Annotated in this window: 16 protein-coding genes; 9 read left to right on the top strand and 7 right to left on the bottom strand. The window is 68.1% G+C overall.

Features of this window, described 5'->3' with window-relative positions; translation table 11 throughout:
• Nucleotides 1-3 precede the first annotated feature (3 nt).
• Both galE and ACIA76_RS21430 read right to left on the bottom strand, forming a co-directional pair.
• The gene (galE, locus tag ACIA76_RS21435) at nt 4-984 is read right to left on the bottom strand and encodes a UDP-glucose 4-epimerase GalE (RefSeq protein ID WP_397153601.1); all 981 of its coding nucleotides are present in this window, start codon (nt 982-984) and stop codon (nt 4-6) included.
• 3 nt (nt 985-987) lie between these two features.
• Nucleotides 988-1,674 (bottom strand): iron dependent repressor, metal binding and dimerization domain protein, encoded by a 687-nt coding sequence (locus tag ACIA76_RS21430; RefSeq protein ID WP_397153600.1) that lies wholly within the window; start codon nt 1,672-1,674, stop codon nt 988-990.
• A 237-nt stretch (nt 1,675-1,911) separates the two neighbouring features.
• On the opposite strand from ACIA76_RS21430, the gene ACIA76_RS21425 reads away from it, so the two are divergent.
• Together ACIA76_RS21425 and ACIA76_RS21420 are read left to right on the top strand one after the other, a co-directional pair.
• Nucleotides 1,912-3,144, top strand: coding sequence for an acetoin utilization protein AcuC (locus ACIA76_RS21425; RefSeq protein ID WP_397153599.1), 1,233 nt, complete (start codon nt 1,912-1,914; stop codon nt 3,142-3,144).
• Entirely contained in the window at nt 3,137-5,824 is a 2,688-nt protein-coding gene (locus ACIA76_RS21420; RefSeq protein WP_397153598.1) for a GNAT family N-acetyltransferase, read from the top strand. Before ACIA76_RS21425 ends, ACIA76_RS21420 begins: the two co-directional genes overlap by 8 nt.
• On the opposite strand, the gene ACIA76_RS21415 is transcribed toward ACIA76_RS21420, so the two are convergent.
• The gene (locus ACIA76_RS21415; RefSeq protein ID WP_397153597.1) at nt 5,758-6,012 is read right to left on the bottom strand and encodes an alpha/beta hydrolase; all 255 of its coding nucleotides are present in this window, start codon (nt 6,010-6,012) and stop codon (nt 5,758-5,760) included. The two genes, ACIA76_RS21420 and ACIA76_RS21415, sit on opposite strands and share 67 nt — an antisense overlap.
• A 114-nt stretch (nt 6,013-6,126) precedes the next feature.
• Here ACIA76_RS21415 and ppc point away from each other — a divergent pair, with 114 nt between their 5' ends.
• Together ppc and ACIA76_RS21405 are read left to right on the top strand one after the other, a co-directional pair.
• Nucleotides 6,127-8,889 (top strand): phosphoenolpyruvate carboxylase, encoded by a 2,763-nt coding sequence (gene ppc / locus ACIA76_RS21410; protein ID WP_397153596.1) that lies wholly within the window; start codon nt 6,127-6,129, stop codon nt 8,887-8,889.
• A gap of 129 nt (nt 8,890-9,018) precedes the next feature.
• A complete protein-coding gene (locus ACIA76_RS21405; RefSeq protein WP_397153595.1) occupies nt 9,019-9,996 on the top strand; it encodes an alkaline phosphatase family protein in 978 nt (325 codons plus the stop codon).
• A gap of 7 nt (nt 9,997-10,003) precedes the next feature.
• Here ACIA76_RS21405 and ACIA76_RS21400 read toward each other — a convergent pair whose 3' ends face one another.
• Nucleotides 10,004-10,792: a putative hydro-lyase gene (locus tag ACIA76_RS21400; RefSeq protein WP_397153594.1), complete on the bottom strand. Its 789-nt coding sequence runs from the start codon at nt 10,790-10,792 to the stop codon at nt 10,004-10,006.
• A gap of 199 nt (nt 10,793-10,991) precedes the next feature.
• On the opposite strand from ACIA76_RS21400, the gene ACIA76_RS21395 reads away from it, so the two are divergent.
• From ACIA76_RS21395 to ACIA76_RS21385, 3 genes are all read left to right on the top strand, one after another.
• Nucleotides 10,992-11,240, top strand: coding sequence for a VOC family protein (locus tag ACIA76_RS21395; RefSeq protein ID WP_397153593.1), 249 nt, complete (start codon nt 10,992-10,994; stop codon nt 11,238-11,240).
• A 236-nt stretch (nt 11,241-11,476) separates the two neighbouring features.
• Nucleotides 11,477-11,842 (top strand): ArsR/SmtB family transcription factor, encoded by a 366-nt coding sequence (locus ACIA76_RS21390; RefSeq protein WP_397153592.1) that lies wholly within the window; start codon nt 11,477-11,479, stop codon nt 11,840-11,842.
• Entirely contained in the window at nt 11,839-12,282 is a 444-nt protein-coding gene (locus tag ACIA76_RS21385; protein WP_397153591.1) for an SRPBCC domain-containing protein, read from the top strand. The genes ACIA76_RS21390 and ACIA76_RS21385 overlap by 4 nt, the downstream gene beginning before the upstream one ends.
• Nucleotides 12,283-12,427: 145 nt before the next feature.
• Here ACIA76_RS21385 and ACIA76_RS21380 read toward each other — a convergent pair whose 3' ends face one another.
• The 3 genes from ACIA76_RS21380 to ACIA76_RS21370 form a co-directional block, all read right to left on the bottom strand.
• A complete protein-coding gene (locus ACIA76_RS21380) occupies nt 12,428-12,955 on the bottom strand; it encodes a hypothetical protein (protein ID WP_397153590.1) in 528 nt (175 codons plus the stop codon).
• 488 nt (nt 12,956-13,443) lie between these two features.
• Nucleotides 13,444-14,412: a sigma-70 family RNA polymerase sigma factor gene (locus ACIA76_RS21375; protein ID WP_397153589.1), complete on the bottom strand. Its 969-nt coding sequence runs from the start codon at nt 14,410-14,412 to the stop codon at nt 13,444-13,446.
• Between the two features lie 265 nt (nt 14,413-14,677).
• A complete protein-coding gene (locus ACIA76_RS21370) occupies nt 14,678-16,204 on the bottom strand; it encodes a methyltransferase (RefSeq protein WP_397153588.1) in 1,527 nt (508 codons plus the stop codon).
• A 126-nt stretch (nt 16,205-16,330) separates the two neighbouring features.
• Between ACIA76_RS21370 and ACIA76_RS21365 the strand changes: the two genes are divergently transcribed.
• Both ACIA76_RS21365 and ACIA76_RS21360 read left to right on the top strand, forming a co-directional pair.
• Nucleotides 16,331-16,657, top strand: a complete 327-nt coding sequence (locus ACIA76_RS21365; protein ID WP_397153587.1) for a DUF485 domain-containing protein — start codon at nt 16,331-16,333, stop codon at nt 16,655-16,657.
• Nucleotides 16,654-18,267 carry a cation acetate symporter gene (locus ACIA76_RS21360; protein WP_397153586.1) on the top strand — a complete coding sequence of 538 codons (1,614 nt, stop codon included), beginning with the start codon at nt 16,654-16,656 and terminating at the stop codon, nt 18,265-18,267. The genes ACIA76_RS21365 and ACIA76_RS21360 overlap by 4 nt, the downstream gene beginning before the upstream one ends.
• The last annotated feature ends 198 nt before the right edge of the window (nt 18,268-18,465 follow it).

Here is an 18,465-nt window from a genome sequence, read left to right as displayed (position 1 = left end):
CCGTCAGCGGGCGCTGTGTGCCCGCTCGCCCAGCGACCGCAGGAAATCCCAGGCGTCGGAGACGATCTCGTCGAGATCGTTGTGTCGTGGCTCCCAGCCCAGTTCGGCGATGGCACGCTCGCTGGAGGCGATCAGCACGGCCGGATCACCGGCGCGACGCTGCGCGTCCACGGCGGCGATGGGCAGGCCGGTCACCCGTTCACATGCCGAAATCACCTGGCGCACCGAGAATCCGGTGCCGCTGCCGAGATTGAAGACCCGATGCTCGCCCGGCCGGGACTGGGCCAGCGCCAGCAGGTGGGCCTGGGCCAGGTCGCGGATGTGGATGTAGTCGCGCACCGCGGTCCCGTCCGAGGTCGGGTAGTCGGTGCCGAATACCGAAATCGAATCCCGATGTCCCAGAGCGGTCTGCAGGACCAGCGGAATCAGATGGGTTTCCACGACCCGGTTTTCGCCGAGGCCGCCGTAGGCGCCCGCGACGTTGAAGTAGCGCAGGCTGGTCGCCGCCAGCCCGTGTGCCACCGAATAGGAGGTGATGGCGTGATCGATGGCCAGCTTCGACGCCCCGTACGGATTGGTCGGGCGGGTCGGCGAATCCTCGGTGATCGGCACCTGTTCGGGCTCGCCGTAGACCGCCGCGGTCGAGGAGAACACCAGCCGCGGAGTTCCGGTACGGCGTATCGCCTCCAACAACGCGAGCGTCTTCACCACGTTGCCGTACCAGTACTTCTCCGGCTGCTGCACCGACTCACCGACCAGCGATTGCGCGGCGAAATGCAGCACACCGTCGAAGGATTCGGATTCGATCAGTTCGACGCCCACGGTCGCGATATCGCCCTCGACGAACTTCGCGCCGGTGGGCGCGCCGTCGGCGTTGCCGGTGGACAGATCGTCGACGACGACCACCTCGTGGCCGTCCTCGAGCAGTACCTGCGCGCAGACGCCGCCGACGTATCCGGCGCCGCCGGTCACCAGAAGTTTCATGGATCAGACCAACTTCACCTGGACGGCATGGGCCATCTCATCGGACAGTTCGAAACCCTCGTGGCCGGGCACCGAGATGACCACCACGCCGGGCCGGGTCTCCACGGTCACCCGGGCGTCGGGCACCACACCGGCCTCACGCAGCTGGCCGATGACCTCCGGATCGGTCTGGATGTGCTCGGACAGCCGGCGCACCACCACCGCCGACACCTGACCGGGCGACAGATCCGACAGCCGCACGAGCTTCTCCTCATCGGAGGAGGTCCCGGTCACACCCAATTCGTCCAATCCCGGAATGGGATTGCCGTACGGGGAGGTGGTGGGGTTGTTGAGCACCTCGACGAGGCGACGCTCGACGTCCTCGCTCATCACATGCTCCCAGCGGCACGCCTCGGCATGGACGTTCTCCCACTCCAGCCCGATCACGTCGACCAGCAGCCGCTCGGCCAGCCGGTGCTTGCGCATGACCGAGACCGCCATGGCCCGGCCCTTCTCGGTCAACTCGAGATGCCGGTCGCCCGCGACGGTCAGCAGTCCATCGCGTTCCATCCGCGCGACCGTCTGGCTGACGGTCGGACCGCTCTGCTCGAGGCGTTCGGCGATCCGCGCGCGCAGCGGAGTGACACCTTCTTCCTCGAGGTCGTAGATGGTACGGAGATACATCTCCGTGGTGTCGACCAGATCCTTCACCTGTTACCCCTTCGTCGGGACGAATTCTACTCACGCGCGGATGTGCGACCGGCGTCAGCATATGTAGCTGGTCCTGCGGAAATCCCGAACGCACGATGCGTGCGCTCCCGGGGCGCGCCGCTGCCCGGCACACCGCGTCTGCTGCATTTGTACTGCATGGCAACGACAAAATCCGCTCCGTGCTTCCCCGTGTTCGCTTCTCGCTTGCGCCGACACCGGTGCATTAGCGTGGGATCCATGGCAAGCGACGCCACGGTGGTGTGGACCGACCGGTTCCTCGAGTACAGCTGGACACCGGAACATCCGATGAAACCGGCGCGATTGCGGTTCACCATGGCGCTGGCGCGTGGCCTGGGATTACTCGACGGAATCGAGACCCTGAGCCCGGATCCGGCCGGGGAGGCGGAGTTGCTGCGGATTCACACGCCCGCCTATATCGAGGCGGTCCGCCATATCGTGCCGCCACCACCGGGCGCCCCGACACCGGTCGCGCCCGCGCACGGGCTGGGATCCGAGGACAATCCGGTCTTTCCGCGCATGCACGAGGCAGCGTCGGTGATCGTGGGTGGCACGCTGGCCGCCGCGCGGGAGATCGCCACGGGGCGCACCCGCCGGGCGGTGAGCATCGGCGGTGGTATGCATCACGCGATGGCCGATGCGGCGTCGGGCTTCTGCATCTACAACGATGTGGCCGTGGCGATTTCGTGGCTGCTGGACAACGGTTTCGATCGCATCGCCTATGTCGACGTCGACGTCCATCACGGCGACGGGGTGCAGCGGGCCTTCTACGGCGATCCGCGGGTGCTGACCCTGTCGATTCATCAGCATCCGGCCACGCTGTGGCCCAATACCGGCTGGCCGGAGGAGATCGGCGCGGGGGCGGCGGAGGGCACCGCGGTCAATCTGGCGGTGCTGCCCGGGACCCGGGATGCCCAGTGGCTGCGCGGTTTCCACGCCGTGGTGCCCAGCGCGCTGGCGGCGTTCCGGCCGCAGGTGCTGATCAGTCAGTGCGGTGTCGACACCCATCGCGAGGATCCGCTGGCGGATCTGGAGTTGAGCGTGGACGGTCAGCGGGCGGCGTTCCTCGCGATGCGCGAGCTCGCCGACCGCTACGCCGAGGGGCGCTGGCTCGCGGTCGGCGGCGGCGGATACGGCCTGATCCGGGTCGTGCCCCGGGCCTGGACCCATCTGCTGGCCGCCGCACTGGACCGCGATATCGATCCGGCGACACCGATTCCGGCCGACTGGATCGAGCAGGCCCGCGCCTATCTGCCCGCGGTCGAACCGCCGCGCAGCATGAGTGACGGCGTCGAACCCGCCTTCACCCGCTGGGACGGGCCCGGCGGCACCGCGGAGACCGGCGACGAGCGCCACGACCGCGCGCAACGTGCTCTGGACACGTCCGTATTGGCCACGCGCCGAGCCACTTTCGGGCTGCTCGGCCTGGATCCGGAGGACCCTCGTGACTGAACCGTCCGCCGCCACGCCCGCGAATCCGCCTCCGCCCCCGCAGCATTGGTTCGCCGATGTGCTCGCCTCCGACGGCCGCGTGGTGCGACTGCGCCCGATCACGCCCGAGGACGCCGAGCCCCTGGAGCGATTCCACGCCGGATTGTCCGACCGCACCCGATATCTGCGTTACTTCGGGCCGTATCCGAAGATGACCCCGAAGGATCTGTTCCGCACCACCCACGTCGACTATCGCGATCGGGTGGGGCTGGTGGTGGTGCTGGGCGAGTCGATCATCGCGGTCGGTCGCTACGAATTGCTGGCCGATCGTGCGGGCACCCGCGCGGCGGAGGTGGCGTTCGTGGTCGCCGACGGACATCAGGGCCGGGGTCTGGGGTCGATTCTGTTGGAGCACTTGGCCGGTGCCGCCGCGGAGAATCACATCGACACCTTCGTGGCCGAGGTGCTCGCGGAGAACAACGCGATGGTGACCGTGTTCCGCGACGCCGGATATCAGGTGCGGCGCAATCGCGACGGTTCGGTGCTGCATCTGGAATTCGCGATCGATCCCACCGAAGCCCTGCTCTCGGTGCGGGATTCGCGCGAGCGGGCGTCGGAGGCGCGCAGCGTCGGCAATCTGCTGAGCCCGCGCGCGGTGGCGGTGATCGGCGCCACCCCGTCCTCGGGCCGAGTCGGTGGCGCGGTCCTGGCTAATCTGCTGTCCGGGGTATTCCAGGGGCCGGTCTATCCGGTGAACCCCAATCGCAGTTCGGTGCGCGGCGTGCGCTCCTATGCCACCGTCCGCGATATCCCCGACGAGGTGGATCTGGCGGTGGTCGCCGTGCCGGCCACCGAGATCAAATCGGTGCTCGACGACTGTATGGCCAAGGGCGTCAAGGGGTTGGTGGTATTGACCGCCGGATTCTCCGAGACCGGACCGGCCGGATACGCCGCCGAACGCGATCTGGTCGATGCCGCGCGCGGGCATGGCATGCGGGTGGTCGGGCCGAGTGCGCTCGGCATCGCCAACACCGATCCGGCGGTCTCGCTCAATGCCACTCTGGCCCCCGTGCTGCCTGGCCGGGGTCGGGTCGGATTCTTCTGTCAGTCCGGACCGTTGGGCGGGGCGATTCTCGGCGAGGCGGCCGCGCGCATGCTGGGGTTGTCGACCTTCGTCTCCGCGGGTAATCGCGCCGACGTCTCCGGTAACGATCTGCTGCAGTATTGGGACACCGATCCCGATACCGATGTGGTGCTGCTGTATCTGGAGACGTTCGGCAATCCGCGCAAGTTCTCGCGGATCGCGCGGCGGATGGCGCGCACCAAACCCGTTGTCGTGGTGAGCAACGGCCGCAACGCCATGCATACCGGTCCGATCAGCCCGCTGGAACGCTCACTCGAGCGAGACCTGTTCGCGCAGGCCGGGATCGTGCAGGTGGACACCATCTCGGAGATGTTCGACTGCGCGATGCTGCTGGCCTATCAGCCGCTGCCCGCCGGGCCGCGGCTGGCGGTGATCGGCAACAGCGCGGCGCTGGAATGGCTGGCCGCGGACGCGGCGCTCGGGGAGGGACTCGTCGTGGGCGAGCCGACCGATCTGGGCCCGCGGGCCGATCCGGCCGACTATCTCACCGCCGTCGCCGCGGCCGCGCACGATCCGCAGGTCGACGCGCTGATCGTGATCTTCTCCCCGCCCGTGCCGATATCGATCGCGGCGTACGCCGAGGCCATTCGCTCCGGCGCCGCCGGCATCTCGAAACCGGTTCTGACCACCTTCGTCGCCGAACACGGGATGCCGAATCTGTTGTCCACACGAGGTGCCGGCGGGATCGTCGAGCGCGGGTCGATCCCGTCCTATCCGGAGCCGGAACGGGCGGCGCGGGCGCTGGCTCGGGTGCGGCGCTACGCGGACTGGCGAACCCGGCCGGTGTCGGCGGTCGTGCGACCGGCGGATCTGGATACCGAGCGGGCACGGGAGTTGGTGGGGCAGTGGATGTCTCGCGTACCCGAGGGTGATTGGCTCGCCGATCTCGACGCCGCGCAACTGCTCGCCTGCTACGGCGTGCGGGTGGTCGAATTCCGGGAGGTCCGAGATGCCGAGGCGGCGATCGCCGCGGCCGAGGAGCTCGGATATCCGGTGGCGGCCAAGGCAACCGGCGAACTGTGGCGGCTGCGCCCGGATCTGACCGGGGTACGGCTGGATCTGTGGCGACCCTCGGCGGTGGGCCGCGCCTACGACGATCTGGCCGAACTGTCCGGCAATGAGATCGTGCACATCCAGCGGATGGCCACCAAGGGCCTGGGCTGTGTGCTGCGGGTGCGCGACGATCCGTCGTTCGGCTCGGTGATCAGCTTCGGGCTGTCGGGAACCATCATCGACCTGCTGGGCGACCGGGTGTACCGGGCGCTGCCGCTGACCGAGGCCGAAGCGGTCGCGCTGATCGAGGCGCCGCGCGCGGCACCGCTGCTGGACGGGCAGACCGGAGTGCCCGGGCGCACGGTCGGGGAACCGGTGGACAAGCGAGCGCTCGCCGAACTGGCGCAACGCATTTCGGCCCTCTGCGACGATCTGCCCGAGGTCCGTGAGCTCGCGATCGAACCGGTGCTGGCCTCGCCGCAGGGGGCCGCCATCCTCTACGCGCGCGTACGCATCGGCCCCGAACCCAGCCGCTTCGATGTCGGGCCCCGCCGACTGTCCTGAACCGCGCGGCCGTGGGTGACCCGCTCGGCGGCCAGCCGGGCATCCCATTCCCGCCGGATCGGAGCGGTGGGCGTGGGCAGGTCCACGATCGATACACGATGGCCGGCGTTCTCGAGCCGTTCGGCCAGCCAGGGGAACCAGTGAGCATCGACGGAGGCGGAGTAGCCGTGCACGATGAAGGTACGCATGTTCCAGGCGAACCCGCCGGTCGAGCGGGAGTATTCCGGGCGCGATGGTGGCCGCGCCCACATTTGCGCAGCCTGCGACGGCCCGCGATCGCACCGATGGTCGATACTGGCCCTATGCGCGAAGATCAGATCGAGGCCGCCACCGCGCCGCTGCGCGACGATATCCGTTTCCTCGGTGCGATCCTGGGTGAGACGATTCGCGACCACGAGGGGCCGGAGGTATTCGACCTCATCGAGCGGGTCCGGGTCGAGGCGTTCCGGGTGCGCCGATCGGAGGTGGAACGCAGCGCGGTCGCCGATATGCTGCGCGATACCGAGATCGACGTCGCCATCCCGCTGATCCGGGCGTTCAGCCATTTCCTGTTGCTGGCCAATCTGTCCGAGGATCTGCAGCGCGACCGCCGCCGCACGGTCCATCAGGCGGCGGGCGAGCCGCCGCAGGATTCGAGCCTGGCCGCGACGTACCGCAAGCTGGACTCCGCCCCGCCGGACGGCGCGACCGTCGCCGAGCTGCTCGCCGATGCGCTGATGTCGCCGGTGATCACCGCGCATCCCACCGAGACCCGCCGCCGCACGGTGTTCGACGTGCAGTCGCGCATCACCGAGCTGATGCGGATGCGTCAGCGCTACAGCGCGACCGAGCCGGAATACGCCGAACTCGAGACCCGGCTGCGCCGTCAGGTGCTCACGCTGTGGCGCACCGCTCTGATTCGCTTGGCGCGCCTGCGAATTCAGGACGAGATCGAGGTCGGGCTGCGGTACTACGATATGTCCCTGCTCGAGGTGATCCCGCGGATCAACGCCGAGGTGCGCGACGCGCTGCGGTCGCGGTGGCCCGATCGCGAGCTGCTGACGCGCCCGATCCTGCGGCCGGGATCGTGGATCGGCGGCGATCGCGACGGGAATCCGAACGTCACCGGGGAGGTGGTGCGTCGCGCCACCCACCGCGCGGGCGCGGTCGCATTCGGTCACTATCTGAAAGAGCTTGTGGGCCTGGAGAAGTCGCTGTCCCAGTCGGCGCGGCTGGTGCAGGTCTCGCCCGAGCTGGCGCGGCTGGCCGACGCCGGATACGACGAATCGCCGCAGCGCGCCGACGAACCCTATCGCCGCGCGATCCGCGGTATCCGGGCGCGGCTCACCGCGACGACGAAGCGGGCCGTGGGCGAGATCCCCGGCGAGGGCGTGGATGTCGGCGCACAACCGTACGCGGGTCCCGGGGAACTGCTCGACGATCTGACTGTCGTGGACGCGTCGATGCGCGCCTCCGGCGACGGGCTGCTGGCCGACGACCGGCTGGCCGCGCTGCGCGGCGCGGTCGAAACCTTCGGCTTCCATCTGCAGGGCCTGGACATGCGCCAGAACTCCGAAACGCACGAACAGGTCGTCGCGGAGCTGTTCGCCTGGGCGGGAGTGCATTCCGACTATGCGAGCCTGCCCGAACCCGAACGCGTGCGATTGCTGGCGGCCGAACTCGGCACGCGACGTCCGCTGCTCGGCCCGACGGCGCGGCTGAGCGAACTGGCCGTCAAGGAGCTGGGCGTGGTGCGGGCCGCCAAGGCCGCACTGGACGATCTGGGCCCCGACACCGTGCCCAACTACATCATCAGCATGTGCACCTCGGTCAGCGATCTGCTCGAGGCGGCGCTGCTGCTGAAGGAGGCCGGGATCCTGGATCCCGGCGATGCGCAGACGCCGCCGAGCAGCCCGGTCGGGGTGGTGCCGCTGTTCGAGACCATCGACGATCTGCGCCACGGCGCCGAAACCCTCGTCGCCGCATTGGAAGTCCCGGCCTACCACCGTCTGGTCGTCGCGCGCGGCATGCAGCAGGAGGTGATGCTCGGCTACTCCGACTCCAATAAGGACGGCGGCTATCTCGCGGCCAACTGGGCGTTGTATCGCGCCGAACTGGATCTGGTGGAGGCGGCGCGCAAGACCGGAATTCGGTTGCGGCTGTTCCACGGTCGTGGCGGCACCGTGGGCCGCGGTGGCGGCCGCAGCTACGACGCCATCCTCGCCCAGCCGGCAGGCGCGGTGCGTGGATCGCTGCGCCTGACCGAACAGGGCGAGGTGATCTCGACCAAATACGCCGATCGCGGCACCGCCTACCGCAATCTGGAGGCGCTGGTCGCCGGAACGCTCGAGTCGACGCTACTGGATGTCGAGGGCCTCGGCGCCGAGGCCGAACCCGCCTATGAGCTGTTCGAGGAGCTGGCCGAGCTGGCCCGGCGCGCGTATGCGCGACTGGTGCACGACACACCGGGTTTCGTCGAGTACTTCCGCGCGTCCACTCCCATCGCCGAGGTCGCCGACCTGAACCTGGGCAGCCGCCCGGCCTCGCGCAAGCCCACCAGCTCGGTGAGCGATCTGCGCGCGATTCCGTGGGTGATGGCCTGGAGCCAGTCGCGGGTCATGCTGCCCGGCTGGTACGGCACGGGCACCGCGATCGAGCAGTGGGTGGGCGACGATCCGGGCCGACTGGCGACGTTGTCGCGGCTGTATCAGCAGTGGCCGTTCTTCCGCACGGTCATCTCGAATCTGGCGCAGGTCATGGCCAAGGCCGATATGGATATCGCCGCCCGCTACGCCGAACTCGTCGAGGACGAATCGTTGCGCGAGCACATCCTCGGCATGATCCGCGACGAATTCGACCGCACCGTCCGCATGCATGCGGCCGTTACCGGCAGCGACCAGCTCCTTGCCGACAATCCGGCGCTGGCCGAATCCATTCGCAATCGTTTCCCCTATCTGGAGCCTCTCAATCAGCTGCAGGTGGATCTGCTGCGTCGACGCCGCGCCGGCGACACCACCGAACTGGTCGAGCGCGGCATCCTGCTCACCATGAACGGCCTGGCGACGGCCCTGCGCAACTCGGGATAGCCGTCGCAGAGTCGGACGTTGTTCTCGAATTGTCAACCGTGACAACGTAATCGGTTCCCCGCTGAATCCTGTGTGAACGTCGTGCCGACGGGGGCCGCGGGCGGCGGTGGCCGTGGTCTGGTGGTGGGCATGAGTAGAGCACCGGGTTATCTGAAGCAGTTGGCGGCCATCGGTCTCGTCGCGGTGAGCGCACTCGTCGCGGCGGGGGCCGCGGCCGCGGAACCATCTCAGGACAGCGCCGGCGGCATCGAGAAGGTGGTGGTGGTCGGATTGGATGGGACGATGTTCCGAAAGGTCCAGGAGGCCAAAGCCACTCGGCTGTTGCGCTTGGCCGCCGAGGGCACCCTCGGGCAGCGCTCGATCGCGCCGCACATCACGGTCTCCGGACCGTCGTGGGCCAGCGTGCTGACCGGAGTGTGGGATACCAAACACGGCATCAAGGACAACAACTTCACCGCCGCGCCGTTCGCGAAGTATCCGACCGTCTTCACCCGGGCGGAGCGGGCCAGGCCCGCACTCGACACCCGCTCGATCGCGAGCTGGGATCGCATCCCTGTCATGAGCGGCAGCGGCACCCCGCATGCCGATGTCGACATCGCCACCCGCAAGCCCCCGGCCGACCCGACCGAGCAGAAGATCGACGCCGCCACCACCGATCTGGATGTCGACGCGATCACCAAGGCCGGTCCGGATCTGCTGTTCACCCATCTCGATCAGGTCGACACCGCCGGTCACAGCCACGGCGGCGCCTCGCGGGACTATCTCGACGCCGTCACCCGCGTCGACGCACTCGTCGGCCGGATCGTCGATGCCGTCGACGCCCGGGCCAAGGCCCATCCGCGCGAGCGGTGGAACATCATCGTCACCTGCGATCACGGCCATAAGCCCGGCGGCGGTCACGGCGGCCAATCCGCCGACGAGACAGCGAATTTCGTCATCGCCCGCGGGCCGGCGTTCCGGCGCGGCGTCACCACCGGCGCCCACTCGCTGATCGGTGTCACGCCCACGGTACTCGATCTGCTCGGCGTGCCCGCCGATCCGGTCTTCGACGGAAAGTCCATGGTGGACAACAGATCCCCGCGTTCGACGGCGGAAGCCACCAAATGACGTCGCGCTAGAACGGTGTGCTGTCGTCGCGCAGGTCGGTGAGGAACATATGACCCGGCGCGTGGGTGATCGCCAGGGGCGGGGCGGAGGCGGCGATCACGGCCTGCGGGGTGACCCCGCAGGCCCAGAACACCGGCGTCTCATCGGGTTCCGGCTCGATCGCGTCGCCGAATTCGGGCCGGGTCAGGTCGACGATGCCCAGCGCCGACGGATCGCCGATATGCAGCGGAGCGCCATGTGCCAGCGGCAGTTCGGCGGTGATACGGCACGCGGTCTCCACATCGTCGTGGCGCAGCGGACGCATCGAGACGACGATCGGACCGTGGAATCGGCCCGCCGGGGTGCACTGCCGCGAGGTGATGAACATGGGGACGTTGCGGCGTAATTCCTGATGCCGGAGGCGGATTCCGGCGGCCAGCAGGCGGGCCTCGGCGGTGAAGCTGCAGCCGAGTAGGAAGGCGACGGCGTCCTCGGGCCACACCTCGCGGGCATCGGTCGGCTCGTCGTCCAGGCGGCCGTGGCGGTAGACGCGATAGCGGGGGAGATCGGTGCGCAGATCCGCGCCCGGCGCGGCGTGCCGTGGTTCCAGGTCGCCGGGTGTGGTCATCTCGATGAGCGGTAAGGGTTTCGGATTGGCCCGGCATAGCGCGTGGAAGTCGTCGGCCGCCTCGGCGGGAAGCACCACGAGGTTCGCCTGGACATATCCGAGGCAGATGCCCGTCGTCGGACCCGCCCACAGACCCGATCGGAAGCGCCGCCGAGCCTCATCGGGTCGTACGTAGTTCGCCTCGTCCATAGAGCGATGCTACTCACAACGCGTAGGAAAACTCCTACGGTTGACAGGTAGGGAAAATCCGACCTATGGTCACGACCATGACCATCTCGCAGATCGGCAAGATCACGGCCTTGGTCTCCAACCAGGATCGGGCCGAGAAGTTCTACACCGAGGTCCTCGACTTCGCCGTGCGCGGCGACGACGTCCGGGGCGATAACCGGTGGCTGGAGGTGGCCCCCGGGCGAGTCCGGCACTTCGATCGTCTCGCACACGCCGTTCCCGGGCGCGAATCCGGGAACCTGGCGGTGTCCTGCTCGACAGTGTCGACCTCGACGCGACCGTTGCGCGGCTGCGCGAGTCCGGCGCCGAGGTCGACGGACCCCAGGATCTGCCCTGGGGGCGGCGGGCGAGTTTCGCCGATCCGGACGGTGATTCCTTCATCCTCGCCGCGGCGAGTCCGCTGCGGTGACAACGCTTTTCGACGCAGGCGGATCGAAGCCGTCTGCTGCCCGGGAACGCTGCGGGAGGCTGCGATCGCGACGGCGCGGACATGACGACCGGAGCCCGACCGGTCTCGGCCGGATTCGGACATACCGGCGCGGGTGCTACGTCGCGGCCGCGGCCTGGTGCCTGCGTATTCTTCTGCTCGCCATCGCCGCCCCGATGCTGTTCCGGCGGCGCTGAATACCGATGGAACGAGGGCCGATGCCGCATCGCGTGAAATCCAGCAGTACCGATCTGGTGTTCGGCGCGCTCGCCAATCCGACTCGGCGCGAGATTCTGGACCTGCTGCTCGACGGCGAGCAGACCGTGCAGGCGATCGCCGACCGGTTCGATATGGCCAGACCCAGCGTGTCGGAACATCTGAAGGTGTTGCGCGACTGCGGTTTGGTCGATGAGCGCAAACGCGGGCGCTACCGGTACTACCGAGTGGAGCCGCAACCATTGCACGACCTGCAGACCTGGCTCGATCCGTTCGAACGATTCTGGCGGGCCCGACTGCGCGACCTGGGCGCGGTACTCGACACCATGCCCGACGACCCCGACGACAGAACGGAATCCGACCGGTGACCGATGATCCGACGACCATCGAACTCGATCACTTCTACCCGCATCCGCCGCGGAAGGTGTGGCGTGCGCTGACCACACCGGACCTGATGGCTCGGTGGATGATGCGGACCACGGGCTTCGAACCGGTGGTGGGCACCGAGTTCCGCATGCGCGGCCGCGCCGTGCCGCAGATCGGCTTCTCCGGCGAGATCCGATGTGAGGTCATGGAAGTCGTCGCGCCCCGGCGCCTGAGCCTCGGCTGGAACGACGCCCACGCCGATACCGACACCGGCTGGGTCGTCACCTGGGAACTCCGCCCCGAGGGCACCGGGACCCGAATCCTGTTCACCCACACCGGTTTCGACCCCGACGATCCGAATTCCCAACTCTCCCGCCAGATCATGCGCGGCGGCTGGCCGGGCATGCTCGGCCGTCTGGAGACCGTGCTCGAAGAGGAGTAAGCGACTGTCCCGCCCGGGACGGGATGCGCGATGGCCCCGAAACTATGGCAGGCGACGGTTCCGAGGTCCGGACATGCGATGGCCCCGAAGTGTTCTTCGGGGCCATCGGCGACCCGGGAAGGTCGGATGCGGGAATGTGTGTTCCCTAGTTGCCGGACTGGCCGCCACCCTGAGTGTTGCCACTCCGATCGCCGGCCTGCTTGTTGTTCTTGTCCTTGTCTTTGAGAGTCTCGCCATCTTTGCCCTTGTCCTTGCCGGAACCCTGGCTCTGGGCGTCGCCATCGTTCTGGCCGGTCGGAGCGCCGGGGGGCGTTTTGGGACCGTTGCCGTTCTCCCCCGGTGTGCCCAGGCCGTTCTGGCCCAGCAGCTGACCCAGGCCCGGAATGGCGCTGAAGTCGGTCATGCCGCCGTTGAAGCCGTTGAAACCGAACAGACCGGCACCTCCCGGTCCGCCCGTGCCACTTTGGCCGCCCGTGCCGTTGGTGCCGTTCTTACCGTCGGTGCCGTTCTTGCCGTCGGTCCCGTTCTTGCCGTCGGTACCGTCGGTACCGTCACCCTTGCTGCCCTTGTTGGGTGTTCCGTTCTGCCCTGGCTTCTGGCCCATGCCGGGCGCGCCCCCGCCCTTGCCGCCCTGTCCACCTTGCGGGCTCGGGGCGCCGTTGCCGCCGCCCATGTTCTGCGGGGGATTCTGAGGGGGGTTTTTCGGGCCACCGGCTCCGCCACTGTTTCCGCCAGTGCCGTTTCCACCGCCCTGATTGATAGCAGTTCCGTTGCTGGGGGAATTCGCGACCGCGGCTGGGGCCGCTGCCACCAGAGACATGAGACCGGCCGATACTGCTGCGACCGTCCACTGCAGGATTCGCGACGTTCGGGATGTGGTCATTACCACATTAAATAACGACCCGACGGTTTGAAGTGGACGTTTGGGAAAATCAGCGTGTTGCCCGGTCGGGCGTGTCGAGAATAGCTGGAAGATTGCTGCATGTCACTGGCAAACCGGCGAAGGGCGCCCAGCAAACTTCGCGAAGACAACAACGCCGACCGGCTCGCGCCAAGCCCGAAGGGGATGGGCGCGCGGCCACCGGCCGGCGTTCGTGGTGATCACCCGACATGATCACCACGAAGGAGCTGGGCCGGATTCCGGACGGCCCAGCGTCTGTGTCAGCTGGCGTAGGCACGCAGGCGGTCGGCCCGCTCGCCCTTGCGCAGCTTGGACATGACCTCGCGCTCGATCTGGCGCACCCGCTCGCGGGACAGGCCGAACAGCTTGCCGATCTGGTCCAGCGTGCGCGGCTGACCGTCGTCGAGGCCGAAGCGCAGCCGGATGACCTGCTGCTCGCGCTCATCGAGGGTGGACAGGACGCTGCGGACATCGCGATGCATCAGTCCGGCGATGACCGCGCTCTCGGCGGAGGTGGCCTCGGAGTCCTCGATGAAATCGCCGAGCGGGGCCTCTTCGTCGTTGCCGACCGGCATATCCAGGCTTACCGGGTCGCGGCTGTGATCGAGCAGATCGGCGATCTTGTCGACCGCGATGCCCGACTCGCGAGCCAGTTCCTCGTCGGTGGCCTCACGGCCCAGCTGTTGGTGCAGTTCGCGCTTGATCCGGGCCAGCTTGTTGACCTGCTCCACGAGGTGGACGGGCAGCCGGATCGTGCGACTCTGATCGGCCATGCCGCGGGTGATGGCCTGACGAATCCACCAGGTGGCGTAGGTCGAGAACTTGAAGCCCTTGGTGTAGTCGAACTTCTCCATCGCCCGGATCAGGCCGAGGTTGCCCTCCTGGATGAGGTCGAGCAGCGGCATGCCGCGGCCGGTGTAGCGCTTGGCCAGCGATACGACCAGGCGCAGGTTGGCCTCGAGCAGATGCTGCCGCGCGGCCTGGCCGTCGCGGACGATGATCGCCAGATCGCGCTTGCGACTGGCGGACAGACGCTTACTGGTCTCCAACAGGTGTTGGGCGTAGAGACCCGCCTCGATGCGCTTGGCCAGCTCGACCTCGTCGGCCGCCGTCAGCAGCGCCGTCTTGCCGATCCCGTTCAGGTACACGCGTACCAGGTCGGCGGCGGGGCTCTGGGCGTCGAGGTCCGAATCGCTGGCGCGCACTCCAGTGGTGGCGGGGCTTGTCATGACTTGCCTCCTGTCGGTGGTGTCTCACTCCGAACAACGGACCCGACACTGGGATAGTTCCCCGCGGCGGTCGCGGTAAAACCGCCTTGAACTGCGGTTTTCGTCACCCCCATCTGAGAAGTTCCTAAGAAGGAACACCGTGGGGAACGAGTGCACCCGGCGTTGCCGGGCGGCGACGCGACGGGGATCAATCCGTGACTGTGTTCACCGTTGCTTCCGATGAGGCCTACCCGGAGGACGGATAGGTAAGCCCCTCGGTTCGAGGTCACACAGTGCCCACCGGATGGATCAGTCCGTGTCGAACCAACCCGGTGACCACCGAAAGTGCGGCCGCCCGAAACTCCGGAGTGGCTGTCGAGCCGGTGTGGCCGATCGCGAGCAGATCGACCAGTTCTTCCAACGGCAGACCCTCGGCGCGCATTCCCGCCAGCAGGGCCGCGGCGCTGTCGTCGATCTCGTGCTGCCAGCGCGGTCCGTCGCCGCGGTGCACGCGGACGACGCGCTGCTCCCAGCCCTCGGCGCCGGGCAGGGAGACCCGCTCGAGCGCGGTGGCCGGATCGACCTCGAAACGCGAAGCCCAGGCGAGGTTTTCGCTCGCGGCGACCGCCCGCAGCCAGGCCGAGCGCTCGAAGTAACCGATGGCCTCGGCGCCGAGCGGATCGTCGAAGGCGTGGGTGAGGTCCTCGGCGAGCAGTTCGGTGGGTCCGTCGATGGCGCGCAGATAGACGAATCCGAAGCCGATGCCCTCGACGTCGGCCGCCGCCAGCGCGTCCAGCCACCGCTCGGCACGCTGCTGCGCCTCGGGCGCGCGGGGATCGAATCCGGCGTCGCGCAGCCAGGTTCCGACATACAGGGCCGGATCGGCGATATCGCGCTGCACGATCCACGCGTCGATGCCGTGATCGGGCAACCAGGACGACACCCGGGCCTGCCAGTCCTCGCCGGACAGATGCACCCAGGAGGCCAGCATGGCCGCGGTGCCGCCGGGCGCGAGCAGCTGCGGCGCCTGCCCGATGACCAGTTCGCTCGCACCGTCCAGGGCCAGGCCCGAATCGCGGTAGGTGTGTTCGATGCGGGCCGTGCCGACCACGAACGGGGGATTGGCCACCACCTGATCGAAGCGCCGCCCGGCCACCGGTTCAAACCAGGAGCCCTCGCGCAGTTCGATATCCAGCCCGTTGAGCGCGGCGTTCGCCTCGGCCAGCCACAATGCGCGGCGGCTGATATCGGTTCCGGTGACCGTGCCGGCATACGAGGTGGCGTGCACGGCCTGCACGCCGCAGCCGGTGCCCAGATCCAATACGGAACCGACCGGTCGGTTCGGCGTGGCCCGCAGCAGCGACAGCGACGCCTGGCCGACGCCGAGCACATGGTCACCGCTCAGCGAGCGACGCTGCATCGAATCGTCGAGATCCGACAGGATCCAACGGGTTCCGGTACCCAGATCCATCGGCCGCAGATCCAGGGCGGCCCGCATCTGTGCGCCGTCCTGTTCGAGCAATCCGGCCGCGACCGCGCGATCGATGTCGAGGGGCGCGAGCGCCGCGGCCACCTCCTGTTCGGGCAGCGGATCGCGCAGCAGCAGCAACCGCACCAGCGTGCCCAATTCGCCCGCGGCGCGCGCGGCCCGGCGCACCGGAACCGGTTCGGAGCGGCCCAGCGCGCCGTGGGCCTGTTCACCGAGCGCCTCGAGGAGCGAGTCGGTGTCGTAGCGCGCCCGGGTCAGCGCGGCGCGCAGGTCGGGGGCGAGTGCGGCGAGCTCGGAGACGGTCGTCGTTCGGTTCGTCGGCATAGCAGCGAACTCTGCCACCGCAACCATGGGGCATCCGTCGCGGGTCCCGCTTGCGGACAACGGCATTCGACGGGTGAAATGTCGGCTTCCTTGATACTGTGACCGGGCTCACGAGGAGGTAGCGCGTTGACTACAGAACATCATGCCGGGGAGTGGGCGCAGGTCTACGACAGTCCCGAATTCCAGCGCCTGCGACGGCGTTTCCGGATCTTCGTCTTTCCGATGACGGTGTTGTTCCTCGCCTGGTACGCGCTGTATGTACTGCTCGCCGACTACGCGCACGAATTCATGTCGGCGAAGGTGGCCGGCAATATCACCGTCGGGCTGATCTTCGGTCTGCTGCAATTCGTTTCGACGTTCGCGATCACCGCGCTGTATGTGCGCTACGCCGATCGGAAACTGGATCCGCTGGCCGATGCGCTGCGCGAGCGGATGGAAGGAGCCGATCGATGAGCGGCATCGTGGCCGCGGCCGTCGAGGGGAGCCGTCCCGGTGTGAACATCACGATCTTCGTGGTGTTCGTCCTGATCACGCTCGTGATCGTATTCCGCGCCAGCCGCGATACCCGCACCGCCGCGGACTATTACGCGGCCGGGCGGGCGTTCTCGGGGCCGCAGAACGGGATCGCGATCTCCGGCGACTATCTGTCGGCGGCCAGCTTCCTCGGTATCGCGGGAGCGATCGCCCTGTACGGCTACGACGGATTCCTCTACTCCATCGGATTCCTGGTGGCGTGGCTGGTCGCGTTGCTGCTGGTGGCCGAATTGCTGCGCAACACCGGCAAGTTCACGCTCGGCGATGTGCTGGCGTTCCGGATGCGGCAGCGGCCGGTGCGGGCGGCGGCGGCCACCTCGACGCTGACGGTGAGTCTGTTCTATCTGCTCGCACAGATGGCCGGTGCGGGTGTGCTGGTGTCGCTGTTGCTGGGCGTGTCCGGGGATCTGGGGCAGAACCTGGTCATCGCGGTGGTGGGCGCGATCATGATCGTGTACGTGCTCGTCGGCGGGATGAAGGGCACCACGTGGGTGCAGATCGTGAAGGCGGTCCTGCTGATCGTCGCGGCCGCCGCGATGACGGTATGGGTGCTGGCGAAGTATGGGCTGAATCTGTCGTCGCTGCTGCAGGATGCGGTGGATCACGGCGGTAAGACCGGCGCGAAGCTGCTCGAGCCCGGATTCAAATACGGCAAGAACGAGACGTCCAAACTCGACTTCCTCTCCCTCGCACTGGCTCTCGTGCTGGGCACGGCCGGGCTGCCGCATGTGCTGATGCGCTTCTACACCGTGCCCACGGCCAAGGAGGCCCGGCGCTCGGTGGTGTGGGCGATCGGGCTGATCGGGCTGTTCTATCTGTTCACCCTGGTACTCGGCTACGGCGCGGCGGCGCTGGTGGGCCCGGAGAAGATCGCCGAGGCGCCCGGTAAGGAGAACGCCGCCGCGCCGCTGCTGGCGCTGGAACTGGGCGGGCCGTTATTGCTGGGATTCGTTGCGGCCGTGGCATTCGCGACGATTCTGGCGGTGGTGGCCGGGCTGACGATCACCGCCTCGGCCTCCTTCGCGCACGATGTGTACGCCAATGTGATCAAGCGCGGCCGGGTCGACAGCAAATCCGGCGAGGTGCGGGTGGCCCGGATCACCGCGGTGGTCATCGGTGCGGTGGCGATCGTCGGCGGCATCCTGGCCAAGAATCAGAATGTGGCCTTCCTGGTGGCACTGGCCTTCGCCGTCGCGGCCTCGGCCAACCTCCCGACCATCCTGTACTCGCTGTTCTGGCGGCGCTTCAATACCAGTGGCGCACTATGGAGTATCTACGGCGGTCTGGCGGTGACGATCGTCCTGATCGTCTTCTCCCCGGCCGTCTCCGGCGCCCCGACCGCGATGATCAAATCCGCCGACTTCCACTGGTTCCCGCTCGCCAATCCGGGTCTGGTATCGATCCCGGTGTCATTCCTGCTCGGCTGGCTCGGCACCGTGCTGTCCAAGGAGCACGACGAGCAGAAGTACGTGGAGATGCAGGTCCGGTCGCTCACGGGCGCGGGCGCGGAAAAGGCTGTGCGGCACTGAGATCCCCGCCGCCGGGCGGCGGCCGTTCCGATACCCCTCGGCGGCCCATTCCGTTCGCCGCCGCCCGGCCCCTCGGCGTTGGCCTATTCTCTTCCCTGCCGCCCTGCCGCCCTGCCGCCCTGCCGCCCTGCCGCCCTGCCGCCCTGCCGCCCTGCCGCCCTGCCGCCCTGCCGCCCTGCCGCCCTGCCGCCCTGCCGC

This window comes from Nocardia sp. NPDC051570 (genome assembly GCF_044454005.1).
Classification (GTDB): domain Bacteria; phylum Actinomycetota; class Actinomycetes; order Mycobacteriales; family Mycobacteriaceae; genus Nocardia.
The sequence above is the reverse complement of the archived record's forward strand: the minus strand, read 5'-3'. Positions and strand labels throughout refer to the sequence as shown.

Excerpts from the sequence above, each read along its gene's own strand:
- galE (WP_397153601.1), bottom strand. The coding sequence starts at position 984 with ATGAAACTTCTGGTGACCGGCGGCGCCGGATACGTCGGCGGCGTCTGC.
- ACIA76_RS21400 (WP_397153594.1), bottom strand. The coding sequence starts at position 10,792 with ATGGACGAGGCGAACTACGTACGACCCGATGAGGCTCGGCGGCGCTTC.
- ACIA76_RS21425 (WP_397153599.1), top strand. The coding sequence starts at position 1,912 with ATGGCAAGCGACGCCACGGTGGTGTGGACCGACCGGTTCCTCGAGTAC.
- ACIA76_RS21380 (WP_397153590.1), bottom strand. The coding sequence starts at position 12,955 with ATGGGCGGCGGCAACGGCGCCCCGAGCCCGCAAGGTGGACAGGGCGGC.
- ACIA76_RS21390 (WP_397153592.1), top strand. The coding sequence starts at position 11,477 with ATGCCGCATCGCGTGAAATCCAGCAGTACCGATCTGGTGTTCGGCGCG.
- ACIA76_RS21405 (WP_397153595.1), top strand. The coding sequence starts at position 9,019 with ATGAGTAGAGCACCGGGTTATCTGAAGCAGTTGGCGGCCATCGGTCTC.
- ACIA76_RS21360 (WP_397153586.1), top strand. The coding sequence starts at position 16,654 with ATGAGCGGCATCGTGGCCGCGGCCGTCGAGGGGAGCCGTCCCGGTGTG.
- ACIA76_RS21370 (WP_397153588.1), bottom strand. The coding sequence starts at position 16,204 with ATGCCGACGAACCGAACGACGACCGTCTCCGAGCTCGCCGCACTCGCC.
- ACIA76_RS21415 (WP_397153597.1), bottom strand. The coding sequence starts at position 6,012 with ATGCGTACCTTCATCGTGCACGGCTACTCCGCCTCCGTCGATGCTCAC.
- ACIA76_RS21375 (WP_397153589.1), bottom strand. The coding sequence starts at position 14,412 with ATGACAAGCCCCGCCACCACTGGAGTGCGCGCCAGCGATTCGGACCTC.
- ppc (WP_397153596.1), top strand. The coding sequence starts at position 6,127 with ATGCGCGAAGATCAGATCGAGGCCGCCACCGCGCCGCTGCGCGACGAT.